Consider the following 24120-nt stretch of genomic DNA (forward strand, 5'->3'; position numbering starts at 1 on the left):
GATGTTACATTTTTATCAGTATCGATACCGGGCATGGCGCACGGCGCTGGCTGTGCTGATGAAACAGCTGCAGCAATTCTCATTGATGTTTGTGACGCTGTTTTTTATTTTTATTCCTCAGCTTATCATTGGCGTGTTTTATGGCCTGGGTAAACTGGTGTCTTTCGACTCGCATGACCTGGCCATAAAGGTAGCATTTGGCTTTGTGCTGCTGCAGAGCTTACTGCTACAGGCCGTTAAACCTGCAATCATGGACACCGCGCATCGCGTGTTTCATCCTACCTTGTTGCGTAGCCGGTTACATCAATATGCCGCTGACTGGCTCCTCTTACTGGCATGTCATAGTTTGTTTATTGCGGCGCTCATCCTGACAATGAGTATTGGCATTGATAAGCTCTGGCAGGCGCCGCAGCTGCCAGGCTTTATGCTGGTTCAGTGGCTATTTGCCCTGGCTTTACTCTATCGCCCGCAGACCTTGCTGAGCGCAATATTGGTTGCTTTTGTAGCCATCTGGTTGGTCCCCACTATCGAGATTTATCTGGCCGTTATTTTACTCTGGCTGGCGCTGGATTGGATCAGGCCCAGGTTCCGGGTAACACTGCCGCAGCCCCGGCTAAACCTTGCAAGCTTCTGGTACTATGTTATCCAAGCTTCTCCCTGGATGTTGCTGTGGCGCTCGGGGGCGTCATTACTGACACTGTGGGCCGGTTTGATCATTGCCAAAGAGCGGCCAGATCTTTTGCACTACTATACGTTAGTCATACTGCTCGTGAATCAGTTGTGGTGGAGCAGCCTGTATCTGGATACCAACAAACAGGTGGCCGGGCGCAGAGCCTATTGGCGCGGTCTGGGTGTGTATTCTCAGCTTGTACTTAGCCAGTCATTACTGATTTACGGAGTAAGCTTGGTGAGCTGGCTGGGAGGTGTACTACTGCTCGATGGCGAGCCATTCAGCCTGGCTGTGATATTGGGCAGCCCGCTACTGATGTGGGTGGTTCAGCGCCATCCACAACGTTTGGCTGTGGCCTGGGGCAGTTTCAGTGTCACTGTGATGATGATTAAAGTGTTGTTTATCTGAGTGGTAATACCAATTTGCTTAATTAAGTGTTCTATTTTGAGGCGAGAAAATATGTTCGATAACTAGGCAAAAATTTGTGAACCTATGTCTAAGGTATAAGGTTCTAAATGAGAAGTTTTTAACACAGTTAGCGTCATATTTGCTCCGTCAAATTGAACAGGTATTAAGTGAAATTGGTATAAATAGCAGGCATAAAAAAGGCCAGCTTAGCTGGCCTTAGATTCGAGACAAGTTACGCGGCGTTAGCGCCCGCGTCTTTTGCAACTACTCTGGCTTTACCAGCCAGTAGATCAGCCGGATCAAAGTCATCCACATTGATAACGGCCAGTCGCTTCGCTTCGACGGCTGCCAGTTTGTCGGCTTCGTCGTTGTTCAGCGCACCACATTCACGACCCATTTCGGCCACTTTGTCCAGGCGCATGAACGGTAGTTTTTCACCTTTGGCACGACACACTTTGTCGAACAGCGGCTCCACTTCCAGAATGTCCTTCAGTGTTTGCTCTTGTTTACCAATCAGGTTCAGTGGCTCATCGCGCAGGTAAATGTGTGAAGCCAGACGGTCACGGGCTGAGCTTGGCGTTTGCAGAAGCTGCGCCAGTTTGTGCTCCATCTGATCCGTCGGCTTACGGACCGGACGACCGAATGGGAACAGGATCAGCTTAAGCAGACCACGCAACGCCATTGACGGCATGTTGTTAATGAGATCCGCCAGAGCGCGCTGACACAGGTACAAATGTTCCTGACAAGCCCACTGAACGTAAGGTAAGTCTTCTTTACGACGACCTTCATCGTTGTAACGCTTCAGTGTGGCAGAAACCAGGTACAGGTAACTTAGCAAGTCGCCCAGTCGCGCAGAAATACGCTCTTTACGTTTCAGTGAACCACCAAAAACGGCCATACAGATGTCAGACATCAGTGCCAGCGAGGCACTAAAGCGTGCAGCAGCACGATAGTAATCTGCCGTTTCATCGTTAAATGGTACTTTGCTGAAGCGACCGCCAGTCAGGGCCAGCCACTTAGTGCGAACCAGGTTAGAAATGGTAAAGCCAATATGGCCCATTAATGCCTGATCAAAGCTGTTCAGCGCTTCTTCCTTATCCTTAATGGTACAGGCGTTGAGCTCAGCCAGTACAAAAGGATGGCAGCGGATTGCGCCCTGACCGTAGATTATCATGTTACGGGTCAGAATGTTTGCACCTTCTACTGTGATAGCAATTGGCGCACCCTGATAACCGCGGCCCAGGTAGTTATTTGGACCCAGACAGATCCCTTTACCGCCATGAATATCCATAGCATGCTTGGTTGAATCACGCATTTGCTCTGTCAGGTGATATTTCAAAATAGCAGAAATAACAGACGGCTTTTCACCTAAGTCGACGGCACCCGTTGACATGCTTACCGCTGCGTCACTGCTATAGGCGTAACCACCCAGTTTAGCCAGTGCTTCTTCAATCCCTTCCATTTTACCAATGGGCAGTTTGAACTGACGGCGGATACGGCTGTATGCTCCACTGGCCAGCGCCAGAGACTTAATACCACCGGTTGAGTTAGACGGCAGTGTGATCACGCGACCCACTGACAAACACTCAACCAGCATGCGCCAGCCTTGACCTGCCATTTTCGGACCACCAATAATGAAATCAAGCGGTACGAAGACATCTTCACCCTGAGTTGGACCATTCTGGAATGGGACGTTCAGTGGGAAGTGGCGACGGCCAATTTCAACACCCGGGGTGCTGGTTGGGATCAGCGCACAGGTAATACCAATTTCTTTTTTGTCACCAAGCAGGCCATCCGGGTCGCGCATTTTGAATGCCAGGCCCAATACGGTGGCTACAGGTGCAAGCGTGATATAACGCTTATTCCAGGTCAGGCGAATACCTAAGGTTTCTTTGCCTTCCCATTCACCTTTACAGACGATACCAAAATCCGGGATAGATGATGCATCAGAGCCGGCTTCCGGAGAAGTCAGGGCAAAGCAAGGGATCTCATCGCCTTTTGCCAGACGAGGCAGGTAATGATCTTTTTGCTCTTGTGTACCATAGTGCTGCAGTAATTCGCCCGGACCTAATGAGTTAGGTACACCAACGATAGAAGACAGCAGAGTCGACTTACTGGTCAGCTTTTGCAGAACGCAAGACTGCGCATAGGCCGAAAACTCCAGACCACCGTATTGCTTTTTGATGATCATGGCAAAGAACTTTTTGTCTTTCAGGTATTGCCATACTTCCTGCGGCAGGTCGGTCAGCTCGTGGGTTGCTTCCCAGTCGTTCAGCATTGCACATACTTCTTCAACCGGGCCGTCCATAAAGGCTTGCTCTTCCGCAGTCAGGCGTGGCGCCTGATACTGGTGAAGTTTATTCCAGTTTGGATTACCACAAAACAGATCGGCTTCCCACCAGGTGGTACCGGCGTCGATAGCGGACTTTTCGGTTTCTGACATGCTCGGCGTGACTTTTTTGAACGCCTTGAACAGGGGGGCAACGATGTACTGCTGACGCACGTTAGTCATTGATAGAGGGATGGCAATGGCTAAGAAGATTAACCAGGCAAACGCGCCAAAGGCCCCGGCGAAGGTGCCAATTAGCAACGTCGCCGCAGCAACACCCAGACAGGTGTTCCAGCTCGCACGGTGGTAGCAGGCAGCGCTAACCAGTGCGATTAAAGCGAGTGTAAATAAAAGTGTCATGTTGTTATTCCTTGTAAGAGGTCTGACCACATTGGCTAGGCTAGCTTGTTGGACCAGTGATTTCAAGCTTAAAAAGCATCTTATCTTCATTTTAGTTGCTAATTATTTACCACGCGAGTTAACCATGTTGGTGTTGTTTTTATGTAATTGGTTTGTAGTTTTTAAGTTCTTGCCTATAGTTTAGGAGATCATTCTAGGAGGGAATTGTCATGCAATATGGAACATTGTGTGTCGCGTCTGCGACGTTTTTTGCTATGCTGCTTTCAGCTCATCTTTATCAGCCTGCTGTTTTTCTTAACCTTGTCAGTTGCGTGTTGTGCGCCATTTACGGCTATCAGGGCGCCAGTATCATTGCCATGTTTCTAGCCTGGTGTAATGTACAGGCGTTTTTGGTCAGTCCGTGGATCAATTTGACCGAGCAACCCAGTATTAAAGTGCTGGTGATATTTTTGCTTTGCGTGATGTTTGCGGCCATCAGTATTGGGGTTCACAAACGTTAGTCTGTTGTCCAGGCGGTGGCTGCGGTACAATAAAGGGTCCGTGTATCGTTTGGGAAGAATGAATGAAGATCCTTGCAGATCAGAATATGCCCCTGGTTGAAGAGTTTTTCTCTGATCTTGGGGTTGTACAGCGTTTTGATGGCCGCAGCCTGAGCCCACAGCAACTGATTGACGCCGATGTGTTGCTCACCCGCTCTGTGACTCAGGTTGACAGCACACTGCTGGCCGAGGCATCGAAGCTCAAGTTTGTTGGCACCGCAACCATAGGTGTTGATCACATCGACCGGCCCTTGCTAACGCAGCGTGGTATTGGATTTGCCAGTGCCCCCGGCTGTAACGCGGTTGCCGTTGCTGAGTATGTGATCAGTGCTCTGTATGCGTATGCGCAGCACAGAGCGATTAATCTGCAAGGCAAAAAGCTGGGTATTGTTGGGGTTGGCAAAATCGGCCAGTGTTTACACGACAAACTGGCTGCCAGCGGGATTGAGTTATTGCTGTGCGACCCACTGCGTCATGAGTCCGGTACGCTGGCTCAGCATATGCCACTTGATGAGCTGCTGGCGCAAGCCGATATTGTTACGTTTCATGTGCCTTTAGTTCGGACCGGGGCGCATCAGACGCGCCATCTGCTTAATGCTCAGCGGATCTCGGCACTTAAGCCTGATATGCTGGTGATTAACGCAAGTCGGGGCGATGTGATTGATAATCAGGCGTTGTTAAATGCGCTTGAGGGCGGTCAGTCAATCGATCTGGTGCTGGATGTGTGGGAAAACGAACCCGATATTCTGATGCCGCTGCTGGCACACACCTTATTTGCCTCTGTGCACATTGCCGGCCATACGCTGGAAGGCAAAGCGCGCGGTACTCAGATGTTGTACCAGGCTTTGTGCAGCCAGTTAGGCGTAGAAGCGAGTAAATCGTTGGAGTCGTTTTTACCTATACCAGCACTGACTTCTTGCTATGCGGAGCATACGCTCAGTGAACAGGAACTCGGCAGACTGGTGCATCTGGTCTATGATATTCGTCGTGATGATGGCCTGATGCGCAGTAATATCGCCAGTCAGGGGTTTGATATGTTGCGTAAAAACTATCCCCCGCGCCGCGAGTTTAATACCCTCACGGTACAAAATGCGCCACAGTGTGGGCAACAGTTACAGCAGCTTGGTTTTAAAGTAGTTAATTCGAATGAGGAATAATATGTCGCAGAAATATGATGTGGCGGTGCTCGGGGCAACCGGGCTGGTTGGTAAGCAAATTATTGAAACACTGGCAGAGCGCAAGTTCCCGGTTGGCAACCTGTACCCGCTGGCGAGCAGCCGCAGCGCAGGTGAAGAAATTGAGTTTAACGGCGAAACGCTTACCGTGCTCGATGTCGCAGAGTTTGACTTTAGTCAGGCTCATATTGGCCTGTTTTCAGCTGGCGGTAGCGTCTCTGAGCAGTATGCGCCGATAGCGGCAGAAGCGGGCTGTGTGGTGATCGATAACACCTCGCACTTCAGATACGACTATGACGTGCCTTTGGTGGTCCCAGAAGTCAACAGCGCAAGCCTGGCGGATTTTCGCAATCGTAACATCATCGCCAATCCAAACTGTTCGACGATTCAGATGATGGTGGCGTTAAAGCCGATTTATGACGCTTATGGAATTGATCGTATCAATGTGTCTACCTATCAGGCGGTCTCTGGTGCAGGCAAAGAAGCGGTGGACGAACTGGCCAAGCAAACGGCTAACCTGATGAATGCAAGGCCGATGGAAAACGAGGTCTTCACCAAGCAAATCGCGTTTAATGTGATCCCACAGATTGATACATTTCAGGACAATGGTTACACCAAAGAAGAAATGAAAATGGTCTGGGAAACACAGAAGATCCTTGGTGACAGCAGTGTTATGGTTAACCCAACCGCTGTGCGCGTGCCGGTCTTTTATGGCCATGCGGAAGCCATCCACCTGGAAACCCGCATGCCTTACGATCTTGAGCATATCAAGCAATTGCTGAATGAGGCACCAGGCGTGGAACTGATCGAAGATGAGCAGGATTACCCCACACCGGTCAGCGATGCCAGCGGCAACGATACTGTATATGTGGGCCGCCTGAGAGCGGATATCTCACATCCTCACGGTCTGAACATGTGGGTTGTGTCTGATAATACCCGCAAAGGTGCCGCGACCAACAGCGTACAAATTGCTGAAGAGTTAATCGCACACTATTTGTGATCTGTTACAGGGTTTGTCGCTTATGACAGATCCTGACCTTCCTTTGTTGTCGCTTCCTGACGGCAGCATTTTGCCACTTTTCATTTCTCTTGCGCCATGTCGGTGTAATTCGTCTATCCTTGAGAATAATCAGGGGCTTAAATAAAGCCCGGCTAACTCATTAAAAAGCATGATAAGAATGTTAATTTTCAATACTTTGGCGATGGATATTCGCCGTTATCTGGTTTATAGTTGGCAATTGGAACAGAGCTTGCACAAGCCCTATTAAGCACAATTCAGTAGTCGCGTCGCCGCCAGGGCAACGCAAGAAGAGTATACAAAGGAACAGCATGCGCGGTTTAGCCTTTATTTGTATCTTAGCAATGGCCCTTATTGCAGCGCCCGTTCACACTCAGGATGGGACCGTTCTTAAAGGTCCTAAAGGGGTGGACCTCGGTCTTCAGGGGCGTTCAGTTGGCCCGATTAAGCCAACAGATACCCTATGGCGTATCGCGCACAAAATCCGCCCCAGCGACTCGGTTTCTATTTATCAGGTGATGCAGGCGCTGTACGAGAAAAACCCGCAGGCTTTTCTGGACAACAACCTCAACCACATGCGCGACGGCGCGTATCTGAAAATCCCGACTCTGGCCGAAATTCGTCGTGTTAACCCGGAACTTGCGCGGCAAAAATCGGATCAGGATGATGAGCTTTGGGAGCTGAAAAAAAGCGGCAAGCTTGATCAGGCGACCATAGACGCTGCCGACAAACGTGTGACACAAGCGCGTAAGGTCGATGTTGAAGAAGCGCGCGAAGCGCTCACCAATGAGCTCAAATCACTTAAGATGGAGCAAGACTCTCGCCTGCTTGATTTACAAACCCAATTTAAAACGTCTGTACGCAGTGTAGAAGAGATCCTCCAGGAAAATAACGAGCTTGAGAAAAAGCTGAATAATATTTCTGAAGAGCTCAAAAATGTTCAGGATCAGCTCGGCAGAGACAGTGAAATTCAGCAGCAACTTAAAGCCGTGATCGACATGCAAAACGAGTTGATCGCGCAGCAGCAAATGCAGGCAAAGGCGGACGCCGAGTTCAGTGTTGCTAAGCTATTTGCCAACCCTCTCGTTGTGACCTTACTTGCCACCATTCCCTCTTTGCTGATCATAGGTGCGGTGGTGATGCGTATGCGTAAACGCAAGGCAAAACCAGCCGAGGAAGACGATGAGTTCCTGCCGCAGTCTCCGGCTCCTGCAGCAGCCGGCGCCGCAGCTGCAGCAACAGCAGCCGCTGCAGCGGATCCCCTCGACCTCGATATTCCACACGATAATGCGGACGATGCACTCAATGAAGGCGTTCAGCTGGATGACGATATTCTGCCAGATGACGAAATCGTCTTTGACAGCCTGGAAGATGATGCGTTTGAAGAGGGCAGTGACACACTCGAACAGGATGAACTGGACAGCTTACTGAACGACGACATTGTGTTTGATGACGAGTCTGAGGACAACAGCGAAGAGGCTGGTGCAGATGACCTGGATGACTTTTTACAGCAGAATTTCGACGAAGGGGATGACAGTCTGGGTGATGAGATCACTCTGGATGTCGATGCAGAGTCGGCAAAAGACGATAACGACATACTCAGTGCCGATGATATTGACGACTTGTTCAACGAGGTTAGTGAAGGCACCGATGATGATACCCTGGATGTCAGTGATGACGCGCTTGCTGCATTGAGTGAAGAGCTGGCAGAGGAAAGCCTGGAAGAGGCTGGTGCAGCGGATGACGACTTTGATCTGGACGACATAGATAGCCTGATAGATGAAGTGGGAGAGTCGCCCCCAAAGTCCCCAGCGGCTGACGGAGCAGCGACAGATGATGGCTTGCTCAGTGCCGATGATATCGACGATTTGCTCGATGGCGCGCTGGATGATGAACCGGATATTGCTGAAGACGATTTCGATGTTGATGATATCGACAGCCTGCTGGACGAAGCGCAGGATAGCGGCGCAGACGCATCGCAGGCTGCAGATGCTGAACTCGACACTGATGATGATATTGACGCCTTATTGGCAGAGACGCAGGACGGTGATGCTTCTGGCGATACACTGACAGCAGAACTCGACGCTGATGATGATATTGACGCGTTGTTGGCTGAGGCGCAGGACGATGAAGCTTCTGACGATACACTGGCAGCAGAACCTGACCTTGATCCAGACGATGATATTGACGCGTTGTTGGCTGAGGCGCAGGACGATGAGGCCTCTGACGATACACTGACAGCAGAACCTGATGTAGATCCAGATGATGATATTGACGCGTTATTGGCTGAGGCGCAGGACGATGAAGCCTCTGACGATACACTGACAGCAGAACCTGATGTAGATCCAGATGATGATATTGACGCGTTATTGGCTGAGGCGCAGGACGATGAAGCCTCTGACGATACACTGGCAGCCGAACCTGACCTTGATCTAGGCGATGATATTGACGCGTTATTGGCCGAAGCACAGGATAGTGATGCATTGCCTGACGAACAACCCGACGATATCGACAGCTTGTTAGAAGATGAGCCTGAGACTGAGTCAGAAGAAGAGCTACTGGCAGAAGAGCCGGACGATATCGACAGCCTGTTAGAAGAAGCGCCGGAGGCTGAACCAGAAGAAGAGCTACTGGCGGTAGAGCCGGACGATATCGACAGCTTGTTAGAAGATGAGCCTGAGACTGAGTCAGAAGAAGAGCTACTGGCAGAAGAGCCGGATGATATCGACAGCCTGTTAGAAGATGAACCGGATGCAGCACCAGAAGGCGAATTGCTGACGGAAGAACCGGACGATATCGACAGCTTGTTAGAAGATGAGCCTGAGGCTGAGTCAGAAGAAGAGCTACTGGCAGAAGCGCCGGACGATATCGACAGTCTGTTAGAAGAAGCGCCGGAGGCTGAGCCAGAAGCAGAGTTGCTGGCGGAAGAGCCGGACGATCTCGGCAGCCTGTTAAAAGATGAACCGGATGCAGCACCAGAAGGCGAATTGCTGACGGAAGAACCGGACGATATCGACAGCTTGTTAGAAGATGAGCCTGAGACTGAGTCAGAAGAAGAGCTACTGGCAGAAGAGCCGGATGATATCGACAGCCTGTTAGAAGATGAACCGGATGCAGCACCAGAAGACGAATTGCTGGCGGAAGAACCGGACGATATCGACAGCCTGTTAGAAGACGAGCCGGAGGCGGAGCCAGAAGACGAATTGCTGGCAGAAGAACCGGACGATATCGACAGTCTGTTAGAAGATGAGCCGGAGGCGGAGCCAGAAGACGAATTGCAGGTAGAAGAGTCGGACGATATCGACAGTCTGTTAGAAGACGAGCCGGAGGCTGAGCCAGAAGACGAATTGCTGGCAGAAGCGCCGGACGATATCGACAGCCTGTTAGAAGATGAGCCTGAGGCTGAGCCAGAAGACGAGCTGCTGGCAGAAGCGCCGGATGATATCGACAGCCAGTTAGAGGACGAACAGGGGGCTGACTACGAGGCTGTTTCAACAACGGATCACGGTCACCTTGATGGTATGCTGGAAGAGGAAGCCGATCTTCAGTCCCTGCATGACAAAGCTGAACCGTCTACTGATCTGGACCTGGACGAGGCCGATTCTGACATTGAGCAGGATGAACCCGCGTTAGCAGAAACTGAAGACGAGTTACTCGACGAATTTGCCGAAGAGCTGGTACACCCAGCAGAAGAAGCCGAAACTCATACGCCACCTCAGTTGCAAAATGTTGATGAGCTGCTTGAGGCGCTGGAAGCCGAAGCCGATGACTTCGATTCTGAGGTGGACAGCGAACTGGACAATGAAGTTGAGATTGACCTGGGTGATGATCCGCTCGCGGACGAAGACATAGATTTGTCTGAAGACGAAGCGTTGACCGAGCTTGACCCGGTGATACCCAGCGAAGAGCTGAGTAGTTATCCTGAATTACAAATGGATGAATCTGAGGCCGATGTAATCAATCTAGACGCCGAGCCCGAGTCTGCAATGAGTGAAACGGAGAGGGCACTTGCGGAAAGTTTAGAACAGGAAGAACCGTCCAGCTTGCTTGATGACGAGCTGGATGAGGATGGTGACGAGTTATTAGATTTTGGTGGTGACTTTGACGACCTGGATGGTCCCGATTTTGAGATTGAGCTGGAAGAAAGCAGTGAGCAGGATAGTGAGCCCACGGCATTTGAACAGGCAGAAGGTGCAGCACAAGACGAAACACCCGCATCAGAAGAAACGCCGTTAGAAGATGACCTGACAGACGACGCTCTGGCGGCCATGGATGACGAGCCACAAGCGTTGGAGCCGGAGGCTGAAGAGGTATCAGAGCAAGTAGCTTCAGCAGATGAAGAAACGCTGCTAGATGATGACCTGACAGACGACGTACTGACAGGCGACGCAATCGCGGAAGAAGACTTCCCGGCGTTTGAAGAAGAGGACGCACTGGCGGCTCTGGATGACGCGCCACACGCGGCAGAGCCGGAAACTGAAGAGGCATCAGAGCAAGCAGCTTCAGCAGATGAAGAAACACTGTTGGAAGACGACCTGACAGACGACGTACTGACAGATGATGCACTGGCGGAAGAAGACTTCCCGGCGTTTGAAGAAGAGGACGCACTGGCGGCTCTGGATGACGCGCCATACGCGGCAGAGCCGGAAACTGAAGAGGCATCAGAGCAAGCAGCTTCAGCAGATGAAGAAACACTGTTAGAAGATGACCTGACAGACGACGCTCTGACTGCGCTGGATGACGAGCCACAAGCGGCGGAGCCGGAAACTGAAGAGGCATCAGAGCAAACAGCTTCAGCAGATGAAGAAACGCTGTTAGAAGACGACCTGACAGACGACCCTCTGACAGACGACGCAATCGCGGAAGAAGACTTCCCGGCATTTGAAGAAGACGACGCGCTGGCGGCCATGGATGACGAGCCACAAGCGTTGGAGCCGGAGGCTGAAGAGGCATCAGAGCAAGTAGCTTCAGCAGATGAAGAAACGCTGCTAGATGATGACCTGACAGACGACGTACTGACAGACGACGCACTGGCGGAAGAAGACTTCCCGGCGTTTGAAGAAGAGGACGCACTGGCGGCTCTGGATGACGCGCCACAAGCGGCGGGGCCGGAGGCTGATGAGGCTCCTGAGCAAGCAGCTTCAGCAGATGAAGAAACACTGTTAGAAGACGACCTGACAGACGACCCTCTGACAGACGACGCACTGGCGGAAGAAGACTTCCCGGCATTTGAAGAAGACGACGCGCTGGCGGCCATGGATGACGAACCACAAGCGGCGGAGCCGGAGACTGAAGAGGCACCAGAGCAAGCAGCCACAGCAGATGAAGAAACACTGTTAGAAGACGACCTGACAGACGATACACTGACAGATGATGCACTGGCGGAAGAAGACTTCCCGGCGTTTGAAGAAGGCGACGCGCTGGCGGCCATGGATGACGAGCCACAAGCAGCAGAGCCGGAGGCAGAAGAGGCATCAGAGCAAGTAGCCTCAGCAGATGAAGAAACGCCTTCAGAAGATGACCTGACAGACGACCCTCTGACAGATGATGCAATCGTGGAAGAAGACTTCCCGGAATTTGGAGAAGACGACGCGCTGGCGGCTCTGGATGACGAGCCACAAGCTGCAGAGTCGGAGGCAGAAGAGGCATCAGAGCAAGTAGCCTCAGCAGATGAAGAAACGCCGTTAGAAGACGACCTGACAGACGATACACTGACAGATGATGCACTGGCGGAAGAAGACTTCCCTGAGTTTAACGAAGAAGACGCGCTGAGTGCGATGGAATCGGAGCCGGAGGGTGAGCTTGAGCTGGAAGACCTGGATGATGATTTATCCGATCTAATGCTCTCAGATGAGGACTTGGCAGAGTTTGCACAAAGTGATTCGTCTGAGGAAGAAACGCCTGCTGAGCCTGAGTTGCCGCAAGAGCCGGATGCCTTTTTGGATGAGCTAACCGATCTGGATGACGACGAGGAAGATACTCCGGACCCCGAAATCAACATCGACGAAGCTGCCATTGAAGATGAGTTTCTGGCAGAGTTGAACGACACCGATTTCAGCGCGTTACTGGATGAGTCGGTAGAGCCGGATACGTCAGATGTTGAGCTGTCAGACGAGCCAGAGCTGGATTTTGATGCGCTGTTAAGTGAGGAGCTGGGTCAGGACCTGGAAATTGAGGACATTGACGAGCCTGCAACGGATGAACTCGGTGACGACAATGCAGATTCGGCAGCAACGAATGAAGATTATCTAGAAATTGATGACTTATTGTCTCAAAGCGATGACGAACCGGCACTGGAAGAGCCCTATCAGTCACCAGATATGGATGTAGGATTAGGTGATTTTGAAGAGTTGCTGGCCGGTGAAAACGCCACGGATGTTGACCTGGAAGAAGACGGATATGCTGCTAAGCTCGACCTGGTTCGTGCCTATATTGAAATTGGCGACTTTGACTCGGCACAAAACGCCGTTGAGGAGATCCTGAGTAACGGCCCTGAGTCGGTTCAGGCAGAAGCTCAGGCACTGAAGCAGCAGATTAAATAAGCCGCCGCTCACTAAGGATACGATGAGATTGGTATTATCGGCGGCGATCGCATAAAATGCGCGGCTAAGTTCGAAATGAGAGTTTGAGTAGTTTATGCGTGTAGCTTTGGGGATTGAATACAACGGCGGTAATTACAGTGGCTGGCAGCGTCAGTGTAATGTAAATAGTGTTCAGGAAGAGCTGGAGACAGCCTTATCCAGCATTTGTAATCACAAGGTCGATGTGGTCTGTGCCGGACGCACAGATGCTGGTGTGCATGCCACAGGTCAGGTGATCCACTTCGATACTCATTCCGAGCGGGACATGAAAGCCTTTACACTCGGCGTCAACTCTCAGCTGCCTGACGACATTGCCGTGCGCTATGCAACCCCAGTCCATGACGAATTTAGCGCGCGTTTCAGTGCAACGGCCAGGCGCTATCGCTACGTTATCTACAACAGTGTCAATCGCCCGGGCATTTTGCGCAGTGGGGTAACCCATTACTATCATCCACTGGATGCTGAGCTGATGCAGGCTGCGTGTCCGGTCATGATAGGTGAACATGACTTTTCATCTTTTCGGGCAGTACACTGCCAGTCTAATTCGCCGTGCCGCAACATCCATCATTTACAGGTCGACCGCTTTGGTGATTATATTGTCATTGATGTTAAGGCCAATGCGTTTTTACACCATATGGTGCGCAATATTACGGGCTGTTTGATGGACATCGGGGTAGGTAAATACCCGCCAGAGTGGATGGCTGAATTGCTGAGTATTAAAGACCGCACTCAGGCGAGCGCAACCGCCAAACCTAACGGGTTATACCTGGTGGATGTGGACTACCCAGAGCGCTGGCAGATCCCGTCAACGCCGGCGGGGCCATTGTTTTTACCTGAAGTAACTATCCGTTAATTCAATCCAACATTGACTAAAGCAACACCGAGTGTGAGCGTCTTAATTATTTGATACAACTAAGACCAGTTTTTTATATCACTGATGTCTTAATCATGTTTTAATTGAGAAAATCTATCTGCTATTTGCAGAGAGCAACACAGAATGAGCACTAAGAGAGTGGCAAATGAGTTGGTTAGAAAAAATCTTACCTAAAACGGCTAAATCGACGGGTAAAAAAGAGATACCAGAAGGCGTTTGGGCAAAATGTACAGATTGTGATTCCATCCTGTACAAAGCAGAGCTGGAAAAGTCACTGCATGTATGTCCTAAGTGTGATCATCACATGCGGATCAGCGCGCGTAAGCGTCTGGAGAGCTTCCTGGACGATGGCGGCCGCGTTGAGCTGGGTACTCAGCACGAACCAAAGGACGTACTTAAGTTTAAAGATTCGAAAAAATACTCAGATCGAATCACCGCAGCACAAAAAGTCAGTGGCGAAAAAGACGCGCTGGTTGCGATGAAAGGCAACCTCAAAGGCATTCCAGTTGCAGCTGTGGCATTTGAATTCTCCTTTATGGGTGGTTCAATGGCGTCTGTGGTTGGTGCACGTTTCGTCGACGCGGTGAATGAGTGTCTTGAGCACAATATGCCACTGGTTTGTTTTTCAGCATCTGGCGGTGCCCGCATGCAGGAAGCCTTGATGTCATTGATGCAGATGGCAAAAACCAGTGCAGCGCTGGCTAAGATGAGTGAGCGTGGTTTACCGTTTATCTCGGTCATGACAGACCCGACTATGGGTGGTGTATCTGCATCACTGGCTATGCTGGGTGATATCAATGTCGCCGAGCCTAAAGCTTTGATTGGTTTTGCCGGTCCTCGTGTTATCGAGCAAACGGTACGTGAAACCCTGCCAGAAGGCTTCCAGCGCAGTGAATTCCTGCTTGAGCATGGTGCCATCGATATGATCATCGACCGTCGTGAAATGCGTGACTCATTGGCGCGGATCCTTGCTAAGTTCATGAACTTGCCTTCTACCGAACAAGAGCATAGAGTAGCGTAAATTTTTTAATTTGAGCGCACTATGTCAAAGACTACACCAAGCCAATCATCGTCTCTGAATGATTGGCTTTGTTATTTAGAACAGTTACATCCTGCCAACATTGCCATGGGTCTGGAGCGCGTAGCGCAGGCCGCTAACAATATCGACCTGCTCAACAGCAACAGCAAAATTATTCTCATTGGTGGCACTAACGGTAAAGGCACAACCGCACGCTGTCTGGAAGCCATGTTGCTGGCACAGGGCTACAGCGTGGGCACTTATGCCTCTCCGCATCTAATCCATTATAACGAGCGCGTCCGAGTCAATGGTCAAACCTTGCCCAGTCAGTCTCATGTTGATGCTTTCTATGCATTGGATCAGGGCCGGGGCGACGTTGAACTGACCTTCTTTGAGTATGGAACTCTGGGGGCATTGTGGCTGTTTAAGCAGCATGCGGTGGATTATGTGCTGCTTGAGGTCGGCCTGGGTGGCCGCTATGATGCGACTAATATCGTGACGCCTTATGCGAGCGTGATCACCACCATAGACCTTGACCACAAAGAGTATCTGGGCGACACCCGTGAGCTGGTGGGCTACGACAAGGCGGGAATTTTCCGCACCAATACGCCGGCGATTGTGGGAGATTTAGATATTCCCCACACAGTGACCGATTATGGTGAAGAGATTAACGCTGAGCTTATCCTGTCAAAGCGCGACTTTCACTTCACGCCTTTGGCAGATGGCTTACGCTGGCAATATGGTGAACACGACCTGACCTTGTCACAACCGGCTATTCCTGCACAAAATGTGGCAACGGCGCTCACTGTACTTGCCCGGCTGAATTTGCTGCCCGATGCAGAGCTGGTAAAGCAAACGCTGGCTGAACTCCAAGTGGAGGGGCGGTTTATGCAGCTTAGTCAGCAGCCACTGGTTTATACCGATGTGGCACATAATCCGGAATCGGCGCGATACCTGAGAACGCAATTAATGCGTTTGAAAAATCAGGGCTTTAAAATTCATGCCTTAGTCGCTATGCTTGCTGATAAGGATAAAGCGAGCGTGATTGATGCCCTGTCAGATGTGGTAGAAAAATGGAGCTGTGCTTCATTAGATGGTCCCCGAGGAGAGCGTGCAGAGCAGCTGCTGACATTGTTGCCAGCACCGCACAGTGAGCACAGTCAGGTATTTTCGAGTGTCGACTCGGCCCTGCAAAGTCTGTGTCCAAAGCAACCTAAAGACACGGTGTTGATTGTATTTGGCTCGTTTGTGACCGTGGCCGCGGCCATGCAGTACTGGCAAAATTAGAGAGCAATAGTTGTGAACTCAGGATTTATTAACCGACTGGTCGGCACCAGCATCGTTGTGATAGCGGCGGTGGTGTTTATACCCAATATTCTGGATGGCGAAAAAGTCCACTATAAAGAAGGGTTCAAGCCTATTCCGGAGCGTCCTGAGTTCTCGACCATAGAGCTAAAAGCACGGATAGATGAACGCGCATCGCTGGCCACTGAGCCCATGGAAGAGGTGATAGAAGACATTGAAGCGGATGATGCTCAGCTCAGTGCCGACATAGCGTCACCTGAAACACAACAAGGCGAAGCGGCGTCTGAGCAGCCAAAAAAACCTGAGGTTGCGCAGCAATCGGCTGACAATAACGAGACTGCGGTTATTGAGCCCGTTAATGCACCTGTCGAGTCAAACACGGTTGCACAAGCCTCCACTGAAGCAAAGCGCGAGCCGTTAACGCGTCCTGAGTCTTCTAACTTTAGCCAGATGGCTTATGTGATCCAGCTTGGCAGCTTCTCGCACCAATCCAATGTGGACGCCCTGACCAAAAAGCTGACCCAAAATGGTTTCAAGACCTTTACCCGTCCGGTTAAAACACCCAATGGCACTTTGACCAAAGTGTTTGTCGGACCAGATTTAAATAAAGCCAAACTCGAAGCTAAGCTACCAGAATTAAAGAAATTAACTAAGTTAAACGGCCGTCTGACTCAGTTTACCGTGGTAAAATGATCTGGTAATTGCTGGGCGTGTCTTATAGAATGCGCCCCAAATTAACGACTTATTGGTTTATATGATCTGGGTTGATTACGCCATCTTTGCAATTGTCGGTATCTCGACAGTGTTTGGCCTGATGAGAGGTTTTGTAAAAGAAACCATGTCACTCGTCGTTTGGATCGGCGCCTTTTTCATATCCAGTTTATTCTACCAATATCTTGCAACCTTCCTGACCTTCATTTCAGAACCCCTTTTAAGAAATGCCGCCGCAATCGCCATGCTTTTCGTTGCGACACTTGTGTTAGGTGGGTTTGTCAATTATATCTTAGGTGAACTCGTACAGCGTACGGGCTTGTCTGGCACCGATCGCCTGGTTGGCATTGTGTTCGGTGCGATGCGAGGCGTGCTGGTCGTTAGCGCCACGTTGTTTTTCCTGGATGCCTTCACCAAAGCCCCCGATACATCGTGGTGGCAGGCATCCCAAGTAATCCCTGAATTTGGCTTTGTAATAGAGTGGTTTTTTTCCTATCTAGAGCATAACTCAAGCTTTTTGAATTCAGCAAACCGTTAATCGGCGAGGAAATTTTTAATGTGTGGTATCGTTGGGATAGTCGGAACATCTCCTGTTAATCAGGCGATTTATGACGGCTTAACTGTTTTGCAACACCGTGGCCAAGATGCAGCCGGCATCATTACCATTGACAACAATACGTTCAGCTTACGCAAGGCCAATGGCCTGGTGAAAGATGTGTTTCATACCCGTCATATGAAGCGCCTGCAGGGTAACATTGGGATAGGCCATGTGCGTTATCCTACCGCGGGTTCTTCCAGCTCGGCGGAGGCACAGCCTTTCTACGTGAATTCACCGTTTGGTATTGCCATGGCGCACAACGGTAATTTAACCAATGCGGAAGCGCTGAAAGAGCGTTTGTTCACCAAGGCGCGTCGTCACGTTAATACAACGTCTGACTCTGAAGTGCTGCTGAACATCCTGGCCTATGAGCTGGGACGTAACGATAAGATGAAGCTGGACGCGACGGATATGTTCAAGGCCATCAGCGAGGTTAACCAGCAAGTATCTGGTGGTTATGCAACCATCGCCATGATCATTGGCCATGGTATTCTGGCGTTCCGTGACCCGCACGGTATTCGTCCGCTGGTATTTGGTAAGCGCGAAACAGAACGTGGCGTTGAGTACATGTTCGCATCCGAAAGTGTGGCGTTGTCTATCGACGGGTTCGAATTCGTTCGCGATGTGGCTCCAGGCGAAGCCATCTATGTGACCGAAGACGGTCAGTTCTACTCGCAGATCTGCGCTGATAAAACCATGCACGCGCCGTGTATTTTTGAGTTTGTGTATTTTGCACGCCCGGATTCGAACATCGACAATATGTCGGTTTACGCGACTCGTGTAAACATGGGGACTAAGCTGGGTGAGAAGATCAAGCGTGAATGGGCTGATAAAGACATTGATGTGGTCATTCCAATTCCAGAGACTTCGTGCGATATCGCGCTGGAAATCGCTTCTGTCCTGAACTTGCCTTATCGTCAGGGCTTTGTGAAAAACCGCTATATTGGTCGTACCTTCATTATGCCAGGTCAGGAACAGCGCAAGAAATCGGTGCGTCGTAAGCTAAACGCCATCGACCGCGAGTTTGCCGGTAAAAACGTCCTGTTGGTTGATGATTCCATCGTACGTGGCACTACGTCTGCACAGATCGTTGAAATGGCACGTGATGCAGGCGCTAAGAACGTGTACTTTGCTTCAGCGGCTCCTGAAGTGCGTTTCCCGAACGTGTATGGTATCGATATGCCATCGGCTGCGGAACTCATCGCACACGGGCGCGATGTGGAAGACATCAACGCCAGCATCGGCTCAGACGGCCTGATCTACCAGTCTATCTCTGATCTGAAAGACGCGGTTGCACTGGAAAACCCAGAGATCACTCGCTTTGAAACGTCTGTATTCGACGGTCAGTACATCACAGGTGACGTGAACCAGGATTACCTGAATCGCATTGATGCACTGCGTAATGACTCGGCAAAATCAACGCGTGAAAAAGCCATGTCGGCCAGTCTGGAACTACATAACCAGGAAACGGGTGAAGGCGAGTAAATTAGCCCAACCTGTTTAAAAAAAGGGCCGCAATTGCGGCCCTTTTTGTTAGATTTCTATAGGATAAAAGCAAAGGAAGCGAGCTGACCTACGCACCGTAGAGGGGCATAAGCGCGCTCCCTAGGTAAATGTAGGACTGATTATGCCGTTCGTCCACAAGATTGCCGTTGCAGCCAGAATTATCACCAGTAACACCAGGCCACAGGTGACCACGGAGCTGGCGTAAATAAAGCCGCGTTCTTCCGGAATATGCATCAGAATGGGCACGCCGGTATAAAGCAGGTAGACCGAATAGGCAAGCGCTGCCAGCCCCACCGAGACCACAAACCACAGTTCCGGATAGAAGGCGGCAAAGGCCGACATAAACACCGGCGTTGCGGTATAAGCCGACAGCTCCAGGGTTTGCGTGTAAGTGGGCTTAGCGCCAAATGTCACTGCCATCCAGTGCGCCAGATAAGATAAAGCAAACACGCCAATGATCAGTGCAAAGTACATGGCAATGCCGATCAGCATGGCACTGTTGTGAGTGAGAAAAACTGCATCTCCAGTGCCGATTTTCCAGCCCAGATACACAGACGAGTAGTAGCCCATTAAACTGGGGATCAGGGCGATTAAGGCAATGTGAGATAAACTGTAAGTAGCGCTTTCGTGGCGATTGTCTATGGTTTGCCACTCTTCGATTGGGTGGGCATATAAGCCCCACAGATGATTTAAAATCATAACGAGCCCCTCAAAAAAGATTGTTGTCTGACGCGTTCTGGTTACCCGGCGATCACGGGTGCAGTCCTTGTCTTATACCAATTTGCTTAATAAATTGTCCCATTTTGAGGCAAGAAAATAGGGTCGATAACAAGGCAAAAACTTTGTGATTTAGTCATTCTAAATGAAAAATTTTTAACGCTGTTAGCGTCATATTTGCTCCCTCAAATTGGACAAGTATTAAGCGTAACTGGTATCTCATAACAGCTCAGTAACATCAAAGCGCGATGAGGCTAAGCTGCGTAATCACCATAAAAACGGGGCCAATGGCGGCGCCTGTAAGTATGAAATTTATACAACATCATTTAAGTTATGAAAGATTGGTTAATTTTTGTCAAGAAACAATTCTGAAATCCCGTCGTCTTTGATCTGGCACAAACTTGTGGTAAGTCGCAGGCGTTGATAGTGCCACCTGGCACGCTTGTGGTAGAATAGGGGCAATTTTTTGCGAATGATTATCGACACATGTTAGAGAAGTATACCGACCTGTTGGCACCCATTTATCAGTTTCTGGGTTGTGAAACCCCCGACAGCTGGATCGATGAAGCGAAAAAGCCTGAGCATCTGCAAGCCCTGTTGGTTGACCATATGCATTGTGAGCTTAAAGCGGCTCAGAGCGCGGCATTTTTGATCCGTAAATATGCCCTGGACAATGCCTCGGCGCAGACCCTGCTTGGCTGGATCAAGCCCTATGAAGAGTTTGTCTATCGTAAAGTTGGCGATGGCAAGTTTAGTGCCAGCAAGAACGAGCTCATTGGCAGCCTAACGGCCAAGCCCGAGTATGCCTATAACCAGGACATACTGGACAAAATGGTACGGTTAATCAAAGAAGAACTGCATCATTTTGAGCAAGTACTGGATATTATTAACGTGAAGGGACTGCGGGTTCAGAGCCTGAATGCCTCTCGCTATGCCTCTGGGATGATTAAGCATGTGCGCACTTTTGAGCCGGCTGCGCTGATTGATAAGCTGATCATAGGTGCGTTTATCGAGGCACGCTCTTGTGAACGCTTTGCGAAACTGGCACCACACCTTGAGCCGGACATCGGACGCTTTTATGTCTCGTTGTTGCGCTCAGAGGCACGTCATTATCAGGATTACCTGGAACTGGCTCAGCAGGTGGCCGATGCCACCGATCCACAGCGATTTGATATCGCAGCACGCGTAGCTGAATTTAAAGCCATCGAAAATGACCTGATCTTAACGCCAGACAGCGACTTTAAATTCCACAGTGGTGCGCCTGCGCTGGTTGTATAATTAGACAAGTTTAGTCTGAAAAGGGATGCTGAGTGAGGCTTTGACCTTGCTCAGTGACGACCAGATAAGAACTTTGGCTATACCAGTCGCCCAGCACAGTGCGGGTTTTGTCCTGGTGTTGATGGACATTCGGGCGGTGCGTATGGCCGTGGATCATGTTGCTGACCTGGTGGTGTGCAAACATTGCCAGTACCGCTTCTTCGGTCACATCTAAAATTTCAGGCGCTTTGCCCATCTGGCTTTGTTTGCTCTTTGCTCTGGCATTGCGTGCAACTCTGCGGCGATACCACAGCGGCATCGACAACATCAGTCTTGGCCACCACCAGCCACGGCTCTTCTTACGAAACTTTTGATAGACCTCATCCTGTGTACACATTTCATCGCCATGTAAAATCACGGTCTGGGTGCCGTACAGGTCGATCACCGCTTGCTCAGGCAGTAAGGTCATGCCACACAGGTCGGCGTAGTGCTGACCAACCAGGAAGTCCCGATTGCCATGAATAAAAAACAGTTTAATACCGCGCTCGGAAATGGCGCGCAGTTTGGCTGCAATTTCCAGTGCCAGCGGGTTACCTTCGTCATCACCAATCCAGACTTCAAAAAAGTCTCCCAGGATATATAGAGCATCCACATCTTCTCGCATATGCTGTTCTAAAAAACGATAAAAAGCAGCGGTGATATCGGGGCGGTGCTCGGTTAAATGCAGATCAGAAATAAAGTAGCTTTTGCGCATGGAGACAACTTCAGGTTGGAGCGATAGAGGAACAGAGAAACGCGAAAGTGCCATTTAGTCACTTCGCGTTTCTTTAATCAATAAAAGCAGTCGCTTATTCGGCAACAAACGCTTTTTCGATCACAACGTCTTCCAGTGGTACATCCTGGTGGAAGCCCGCAGAGCCGGTTGCAACGCCTTTGATCTTGTTCACGATGTCCATGCCTTCGGCTACTTCGCCGAATACACAGTAACCCCAGCCTTGCGCCGTTTCGCTGCTGAAGTTCAAAAAGTCGTTATCGTTAACATTGATAAAGAATTGCGCTGTGGCTGAATGTGGATCTGGCGTACGTGCCATTGCCAGCGTGCCTGTTTTATTGGCAACGCCATTGCTGGCTTCGTTTTTAACCGGTGCACCCACTTCTTTTTGGTTCATGCCAGGCTCAAAGCCGCCGCCCTGAACCATAAAGCCGTCAATCACACGGTGGAAAATAGTGCCGTCGTAAAAACCAGATTCAACGTACTTTAAGAAGTTTTCAACCGTTGCCGGCGCTTTGTCAGCGAACAGATTGATTTTGATATCGCCAAAGTTTGTTTGTAAAACAACCATAACAGGTCCTTGATTTACCTATTTCAATTTAGGAACCTATTTTATAGCACAAATTGATAACTACAAAGTCCCTGAGAGGGTGAGCGGCGAAATTGTCAACTAACTGTTATTTTTACCAGCCTTTTAGCCATGATTTTTTATAGAGACAAAGTAATGCAAGTGATATGATTGCAGAGAATTTGGATAAATTTTAGGAATAATGCTACATGTTGCAGATCTACAACACACTAACACGTCAAAAGACTGAGTTTAAACCGCTTGTGGAAGGCAAAGTAGACATGTACGTGTGTGGTATCACTATCTATGACTTCTGCCATGTAGGCCACGCCCGTACTTATGTCTCTTTTGACGTGATGAATCGTTATCTTCGCCACCTGGGCTACCAGGTCACTTATGTACGTAATATCACGGATGTGGATGACAAAATCATTAAGCGCGCTGCAGAGAACAACGAAGAGATCGATGCCCTGACAGTACGTATGACCAAGGCCATGCACGAAGACTTTGAGGCATTAAATATCCTGCCTGCGGACATCGAGCCGACCGTAACGGGTCATATGGATGAAATCATTGCCATGATCGAACGCCTGATTGCAAAAGGCCATGCCTATGTGGCAAAAAATGGCGACGTTTTGTTCGACGTTTCGACCTTTGAAGCATACGGCCAGTTGTCTCAGCAGGACCTGGATATGCTGCAGGCGGGTGCACGCGTTGAAGTGGCTGAAGGCAAAGACGATCCGCTCGACTTTGTACTGTGGAAAAAAGCCAAAGCCGGCGAGCCGAGCTGGACATCACCCTGGGGTGACGGTCGCCCAGGCTGGCACATTGAATGTAGTGCGATGAGCTCTAAGCACCTGGGTGAATTTTTCGATATTCACGGCGGTGGCTCAGACTTACAATTCCCGCACCATGAAAACGAAATTGCCCAGTCTTGCTGTGCCAACAACGGTCGTTACGTCAATACCTGGATCCACACCGGCATGGTACAGGTCAATAAAGAGAAGATGTCGAAATCTTTGGGCAACTTCTTTACGGTACGCGAAGTACTTAAAGCTTACGACCGTGAAACCGTGCGTTATTTCCTGATCAACGGCCATTACCGCAGTCAGCTGAACTACTCACAGGAGAACCTGGAGCAGGCGCGTTCGTCATTAGAGCGTATTTACACCGCTCTGCGTGGTGTTGAACTGGTTGAGACAGAATTGACGGGCAACCCATTTGTGGCACGTTTTGAAGCGGCGATGAACGATGACTTCAATACCCCGGAAGCGTTGCCTGTGATTTTTGAACTGGCCAAAGAAGTTAACCTGTTGAAAGACTCAGATGCCAAAGCGGCGGGCGAACATGCTTTCATTTTGGTGAAGCTTGCAGAAGTACTGGGTATTGCTCAGCAGGATCCGGAAGCCTTTTTGCATGGTGACCAGGACGAAGACGAAGTGGCAAAAATCGAAGCCCTGATAGAGCAGCGTAAAACTGCCCGTGAGAATAAAGACTGGGCCGCAGCCGATGCTGCCCGTGACGCCTTAACGGCCATGGGCGTGGTACTGGAAGACAGCGCCGGTAAAACCACCTGGCGTAAAGCTTAACCTCTATTCGCGCTTAACTGCGCAATCAAAAAAGGCATATGCATTTTGCATGTGCCTTTTTGTTTTTATCAGCCTTATATCCACTAAGCCGGGTTCTGCGCACTTAAAAAGCGCTTAGCAAAGAC

General features: G+C 50.1%; 17 protein-coding genes. 13 read left to right on the top strand and 4 right to left on the bottom strand.

Annotation, left to right across the window (positions count from 1 at the left end; all coding sequences use genetic code 11):
* Nucleotide 1 precedes the first annotated feature (1 nt).
* Nucleotides 2–1078, top strand: coding sequence for a DUF6136 family protein (locus tag L1285_RS19845; RefSeq protein ID WP_235414022.1), 1077 nt, complete (start codon nt 2–4; stop codon nt 1076–1078).
* A gap of 232 nt (nt 1079–1310) precedes the next feature.
* On the opposite strand, the gene fadE is transcribed toward L1285_RS19845, so the two are convergent.
* Nucleotides 1311–3767, bottom strand: coding sequence for an acyl-CoA dehydrogenase FadE (gene fadE, locus L1285_RS19850; protein WP_235413941.1), 2457 nt, complete (start codon nt 3765–3767; stop codon nt 1311–1313).
* A 209-nt stretch (nt 3768–3976) separates the two neighbouring features.
* Here fadE and L1285_RS19855 point away from each other — a divergent pair, with 209 nt between their 5' ends.
* The 10 genes from L1285_RS19855 (at nt 3977) to purF (ending at nt 19071) form a co-directional block, all read left to right on the top strand.
* Nucleotides 3977–4267, top strand: coding sequence for a DUF6419 family natural product biosynthesis protein (locus tag L1285_RS19855; protein WP_235413942.1), 291 nt, complete (start codon nt 3977–3979; stop codon nt 4265–4267).
* Between the two features lie 62 nt (nt 4268–4329).
* Nucleotides 4330–5463, top strand: coding sequence for a 4-phosphoerythronate dehydrogenase (locus L1285_RS19860; protein ID WP_235413943.1), 1134 nt, complete (start codon nt 4330–4332; stop codon nt 5461–5463).
* 1 nt (nt 5464) lies between these two features.
* Complete coding sequence (locus L1285_RS19865; RefSeq protein ID WP_235413945.1) at nt 5465–6481, top strand: aspartate-semialdehyde dehydrogenase; 1017 nt, start codon at nt 5465–5467, stop codon at nt 6479–6481.
* A 329-nt stretch (nt 6482–6810) separates the two neighbouring features.
* A complete protein-coding gene (locus tag L1285_RS19870) occupies nt 6811–13041 on the top strand; it encodes a FimV/HubP family polar landmark protein (protein WP_235413946.1) in 6231 nt (2076 codons plus the stop codon).
* 94 nt (nt 13042–13135) lie between these two features.
* Complete coding sequence (truA, locus tag L1285_RS19875) at nt 13136–13933, top strand: tRNA pseudouridine(38-40) synthase TruA (RefSeq protein ID WP_046006460.1); 798 nt, start codon at nt 13136–13138, stop codon at nt 13931–13933.
* A gap of 166 nt (nt 13934–14099) precedes the next feature.
* The gene (accD, locus tag L1285_RS19880; protein ID WP_125716140.1) at nt 14100–14975 is read left to right on the top strand and encodes an acetyl-CoA carboxylase, carboxyltransferase subunit beta; all 876 of its coding nucleotides are present in this window, start codon (nt 14100–14102) and stop codon (nt 14973–14975) included.
* 21 nt (nt 14976–14996) lie between these two features.
* The gene (folC, locus tag L1285_RS19885) at nt 14997–16259 is read left to right on the top strand and encodes a bifunctional tetrahydrofolate synthase/dihydrofolate synthase (RefSeq protein WP_235413947.1); all 1263 of its coding nucleotides are present in this window, start codon (nt 14997–14999) and stop codon (nt 16257–16259) included.
* A gap of 12 nt (nt 16260–16271) precedes the next feature.
* Nucleotides 16272–16970, top strand: a complete 699-nt coding sequence (locus L1285_RS19890) for an SPOR domain-containing protein (protein WP_235413949.1) — start codon at nt 16272–16274, stop codon at nt 16968–16970.
* A gap of 61 nt (nt 16971–17031) precedes the next feature.
* Complete coding sequence (locus tag L1285_RS19895; protein ID WP_046006456.1) at nt 17032–17526, top strand: CvpA family protein; 495 nt, start codon at nt 17032–17034, stop codon at nt 17524–17526.
* 18 nt (nt 17527–17544) lie between these two features.
* Nucleotides 17545–19071, top strand: coding sequence for an amidophosphoribosyltransferase (gene purF, locus L1285_RS19900; protein ID WP_046006455.1), 1527 nt, complete (start codon nt 17545–17547; stop codon nt 19069–19071).
* A gap of 120 nt (nt 19072–19191) precedes the next feature.
* On the opposite strand, the gene L1285_RS19905 is transcribed toward purF, so the two are convergent.
* Entirely contained in the window at nt 19192–19791 is a 600-nt protein-coding gene (locus L1285_RS19905) for a Yip1 family protein (RefSeq protein WP_046006454.1), read from the bottom strand.
* Nucleotides 19792–20295: 504 nt separating this feature from the next.
* Between L1285_RS19905 and miaE the strand changes: the two genes are divergently transcribed.
* Nucleotides 20296–21087, top strand: coding sequence for a tRNA isopentenyl-2-thiomethyl-A-37 hydroxylase MiaE (gene miaE / locus L1285_RS19910; protein WP_235413950.1), 792 nt, complete (start codon nt 20296–20298; stop codon nt 21085–21087).
* 10 nt (nt 21088–21097) lie between these two features.
* Here miaE and L1285_RS19915 read toward each other — a convergent pair whose 3' ends face one another.
* Nucleotides 21098–21820, bottom strand: coding sequence for a UDP-2,3-diacylglucosamine diphosphatase (locus L1285_RS19915; RefSeq protein ID WP_235414024.1), 723 nt, complete (start codon nt 21818–21820; stop codon nt 21098–21100).
* Between the two features lie 94 nt (nt 21821–21914).
* The gene (locus L1285_RS19920; protein WP_235413951.1) at nt 21915–22409 is read right to left on the bottom strand and encodes a peptidylprolyl isomerase; all 495 of its coding nucleotides are present in this window, start codon (nt 22407–22409) and stop codon (nt 21915–21917) included.
* 206 nt (nt 22410–22615) lie between these two features.
* On the opposite strand from L1285_RS19920, the gene cysS reads away from it, so the two are divergent.
* Nucleotides 22616–23995, top strand: a complete 1380-nt coding sequence (cysS, locus tag L1285_RS19925; protein WP_235413952.1) for a cysteine--tRNA ligase — start codon at nt 22616–22618, stop codon at nt 23993–23995.
* Nucleotides 23996–24120 lie beyond the last annotated feature (125 nt).

Origin of the sequence: Pseudoalteromonas sp. DL2-H2.2, from assembly GCF_021532535.1 — a bacterium.
Taxonomy (GTDB): domain Bacteria; phylum Pseudomonadota; class Gammaproteobacteria; order Enterobacterales; family Alteromonadaceae; genus Pseudoalteromonas; species Pseudoalteromonas rubra_A.

Excerpts from the sequence above, each read along its gene's own strand:
- L1285_RS19845 (WP_235414022.1), top strand. The coding sequence starts at position 2 with ATGTTACATTTTTATCAGTATCGATACCGGGCATGGCGCACGGCGCTG.
- fadE (WP_235413941.1), bottom strand. The coding sequence starts at position 3,767 with ATGACACTTTTATTTACACTCGCTTTAATCGCACTGGTTAGCGCTGCC.
- L1285_RS19855 (WP_235413942.1), top strand. The coding sequence starts at position 3,977 with ATGCAATATGGAACATTGTGTGTCGCGTCTGCGACGTTTTTTGCTATG.
- L1285_RS19860 (WP_235413943.1), top strand. The coding sequence starts at position 4,330 with ATGAAGATCCTTGCAGATCAGAATATGCCCCTGGTTGAAGAGTTTTTC.
- L1285_RS19865 (WP_235413945.1), top strand. The coding sequence starts at position 5,465 with ATGTCGCAGAAATATGATGTGGCGGTGCTCGGGGCAACCGGGCTGGTT.
- L1285_RS19870 (WP_235413946.1), top strand. The coding sequence starts at position 6,811 with ATGCGCGGTTTAGCCTTTATTTGTATCTTAGCAATGGCCCTTATTGCA.
- truA (WP_046006460.1), top strand. The coding sequence starts at position 13,136 with ATGCGTGTAGCTTTGGGGATTGAATACAACGGCGGTAATTACAGTGGC.
- accD (WP_125716140.1), top strand. The coding sequence starts at position 14,100 with ATGAGTTGGTTAGAAAAAATCTTACCTAAAACGGCTAAATCGACGGGT.
- folC (WP_235413947.1), top strand. The coding sequence starts at position 14,997 with ATGTCAAAGACTACACCAAGCCAATCATCGTCTCTGAATGATTGGCTT.
- L1285_RS19895 (WP_046006456.1), top strand. The coding sequence starts at position 17,032 with ATGATCTGGGTTGATTACGCCATCTTTGCAATTGTCGGTATCTCGACA.
- purF (WP_046006455.1), top strand. The coding sequence starts at position 17,545 with ATGTGTGGTATCGTTGGGATAGTCGGAACATCTCCTGTTAATCAGGCG.
- L1285_RS19905 (WP_046006454.1), bottom strand. The coding sequence starts at position 19,791 with ATGATTTTAAATCATCTGTGGGGCTTATATGCCCACCCAATCGAAGAG.
- miaE (WP_235413950.1), top strand. The coding sequence starts at position 20,296 with ATGTTAGAGAAGTATACCGACCTGTTGGCACCCATTTATCAGTTTCTG.
- L1285_RS19915 (WP_235414024.1), bottom strand. The coding sequence starts at position 21,820 with ATGCGCAAAAGCTACTTTATTTCTGATCTGCATTTAACCGAGCACCGC.
- L1285_RS19920 (WP_235413951.1), bottom strand. The coding sequence starts at position 22,409 with ATGGTTGTTTTACAAACAAACTTTGGCGATATCAAAATCAATCTGTTC.
- cysS (WP_235413952.1), top strand. The coding sequence starts at position 22,616 with ATGTTGCAGATCTACAACACACTAACACGTCAAAAGACTGAGTTTAAA.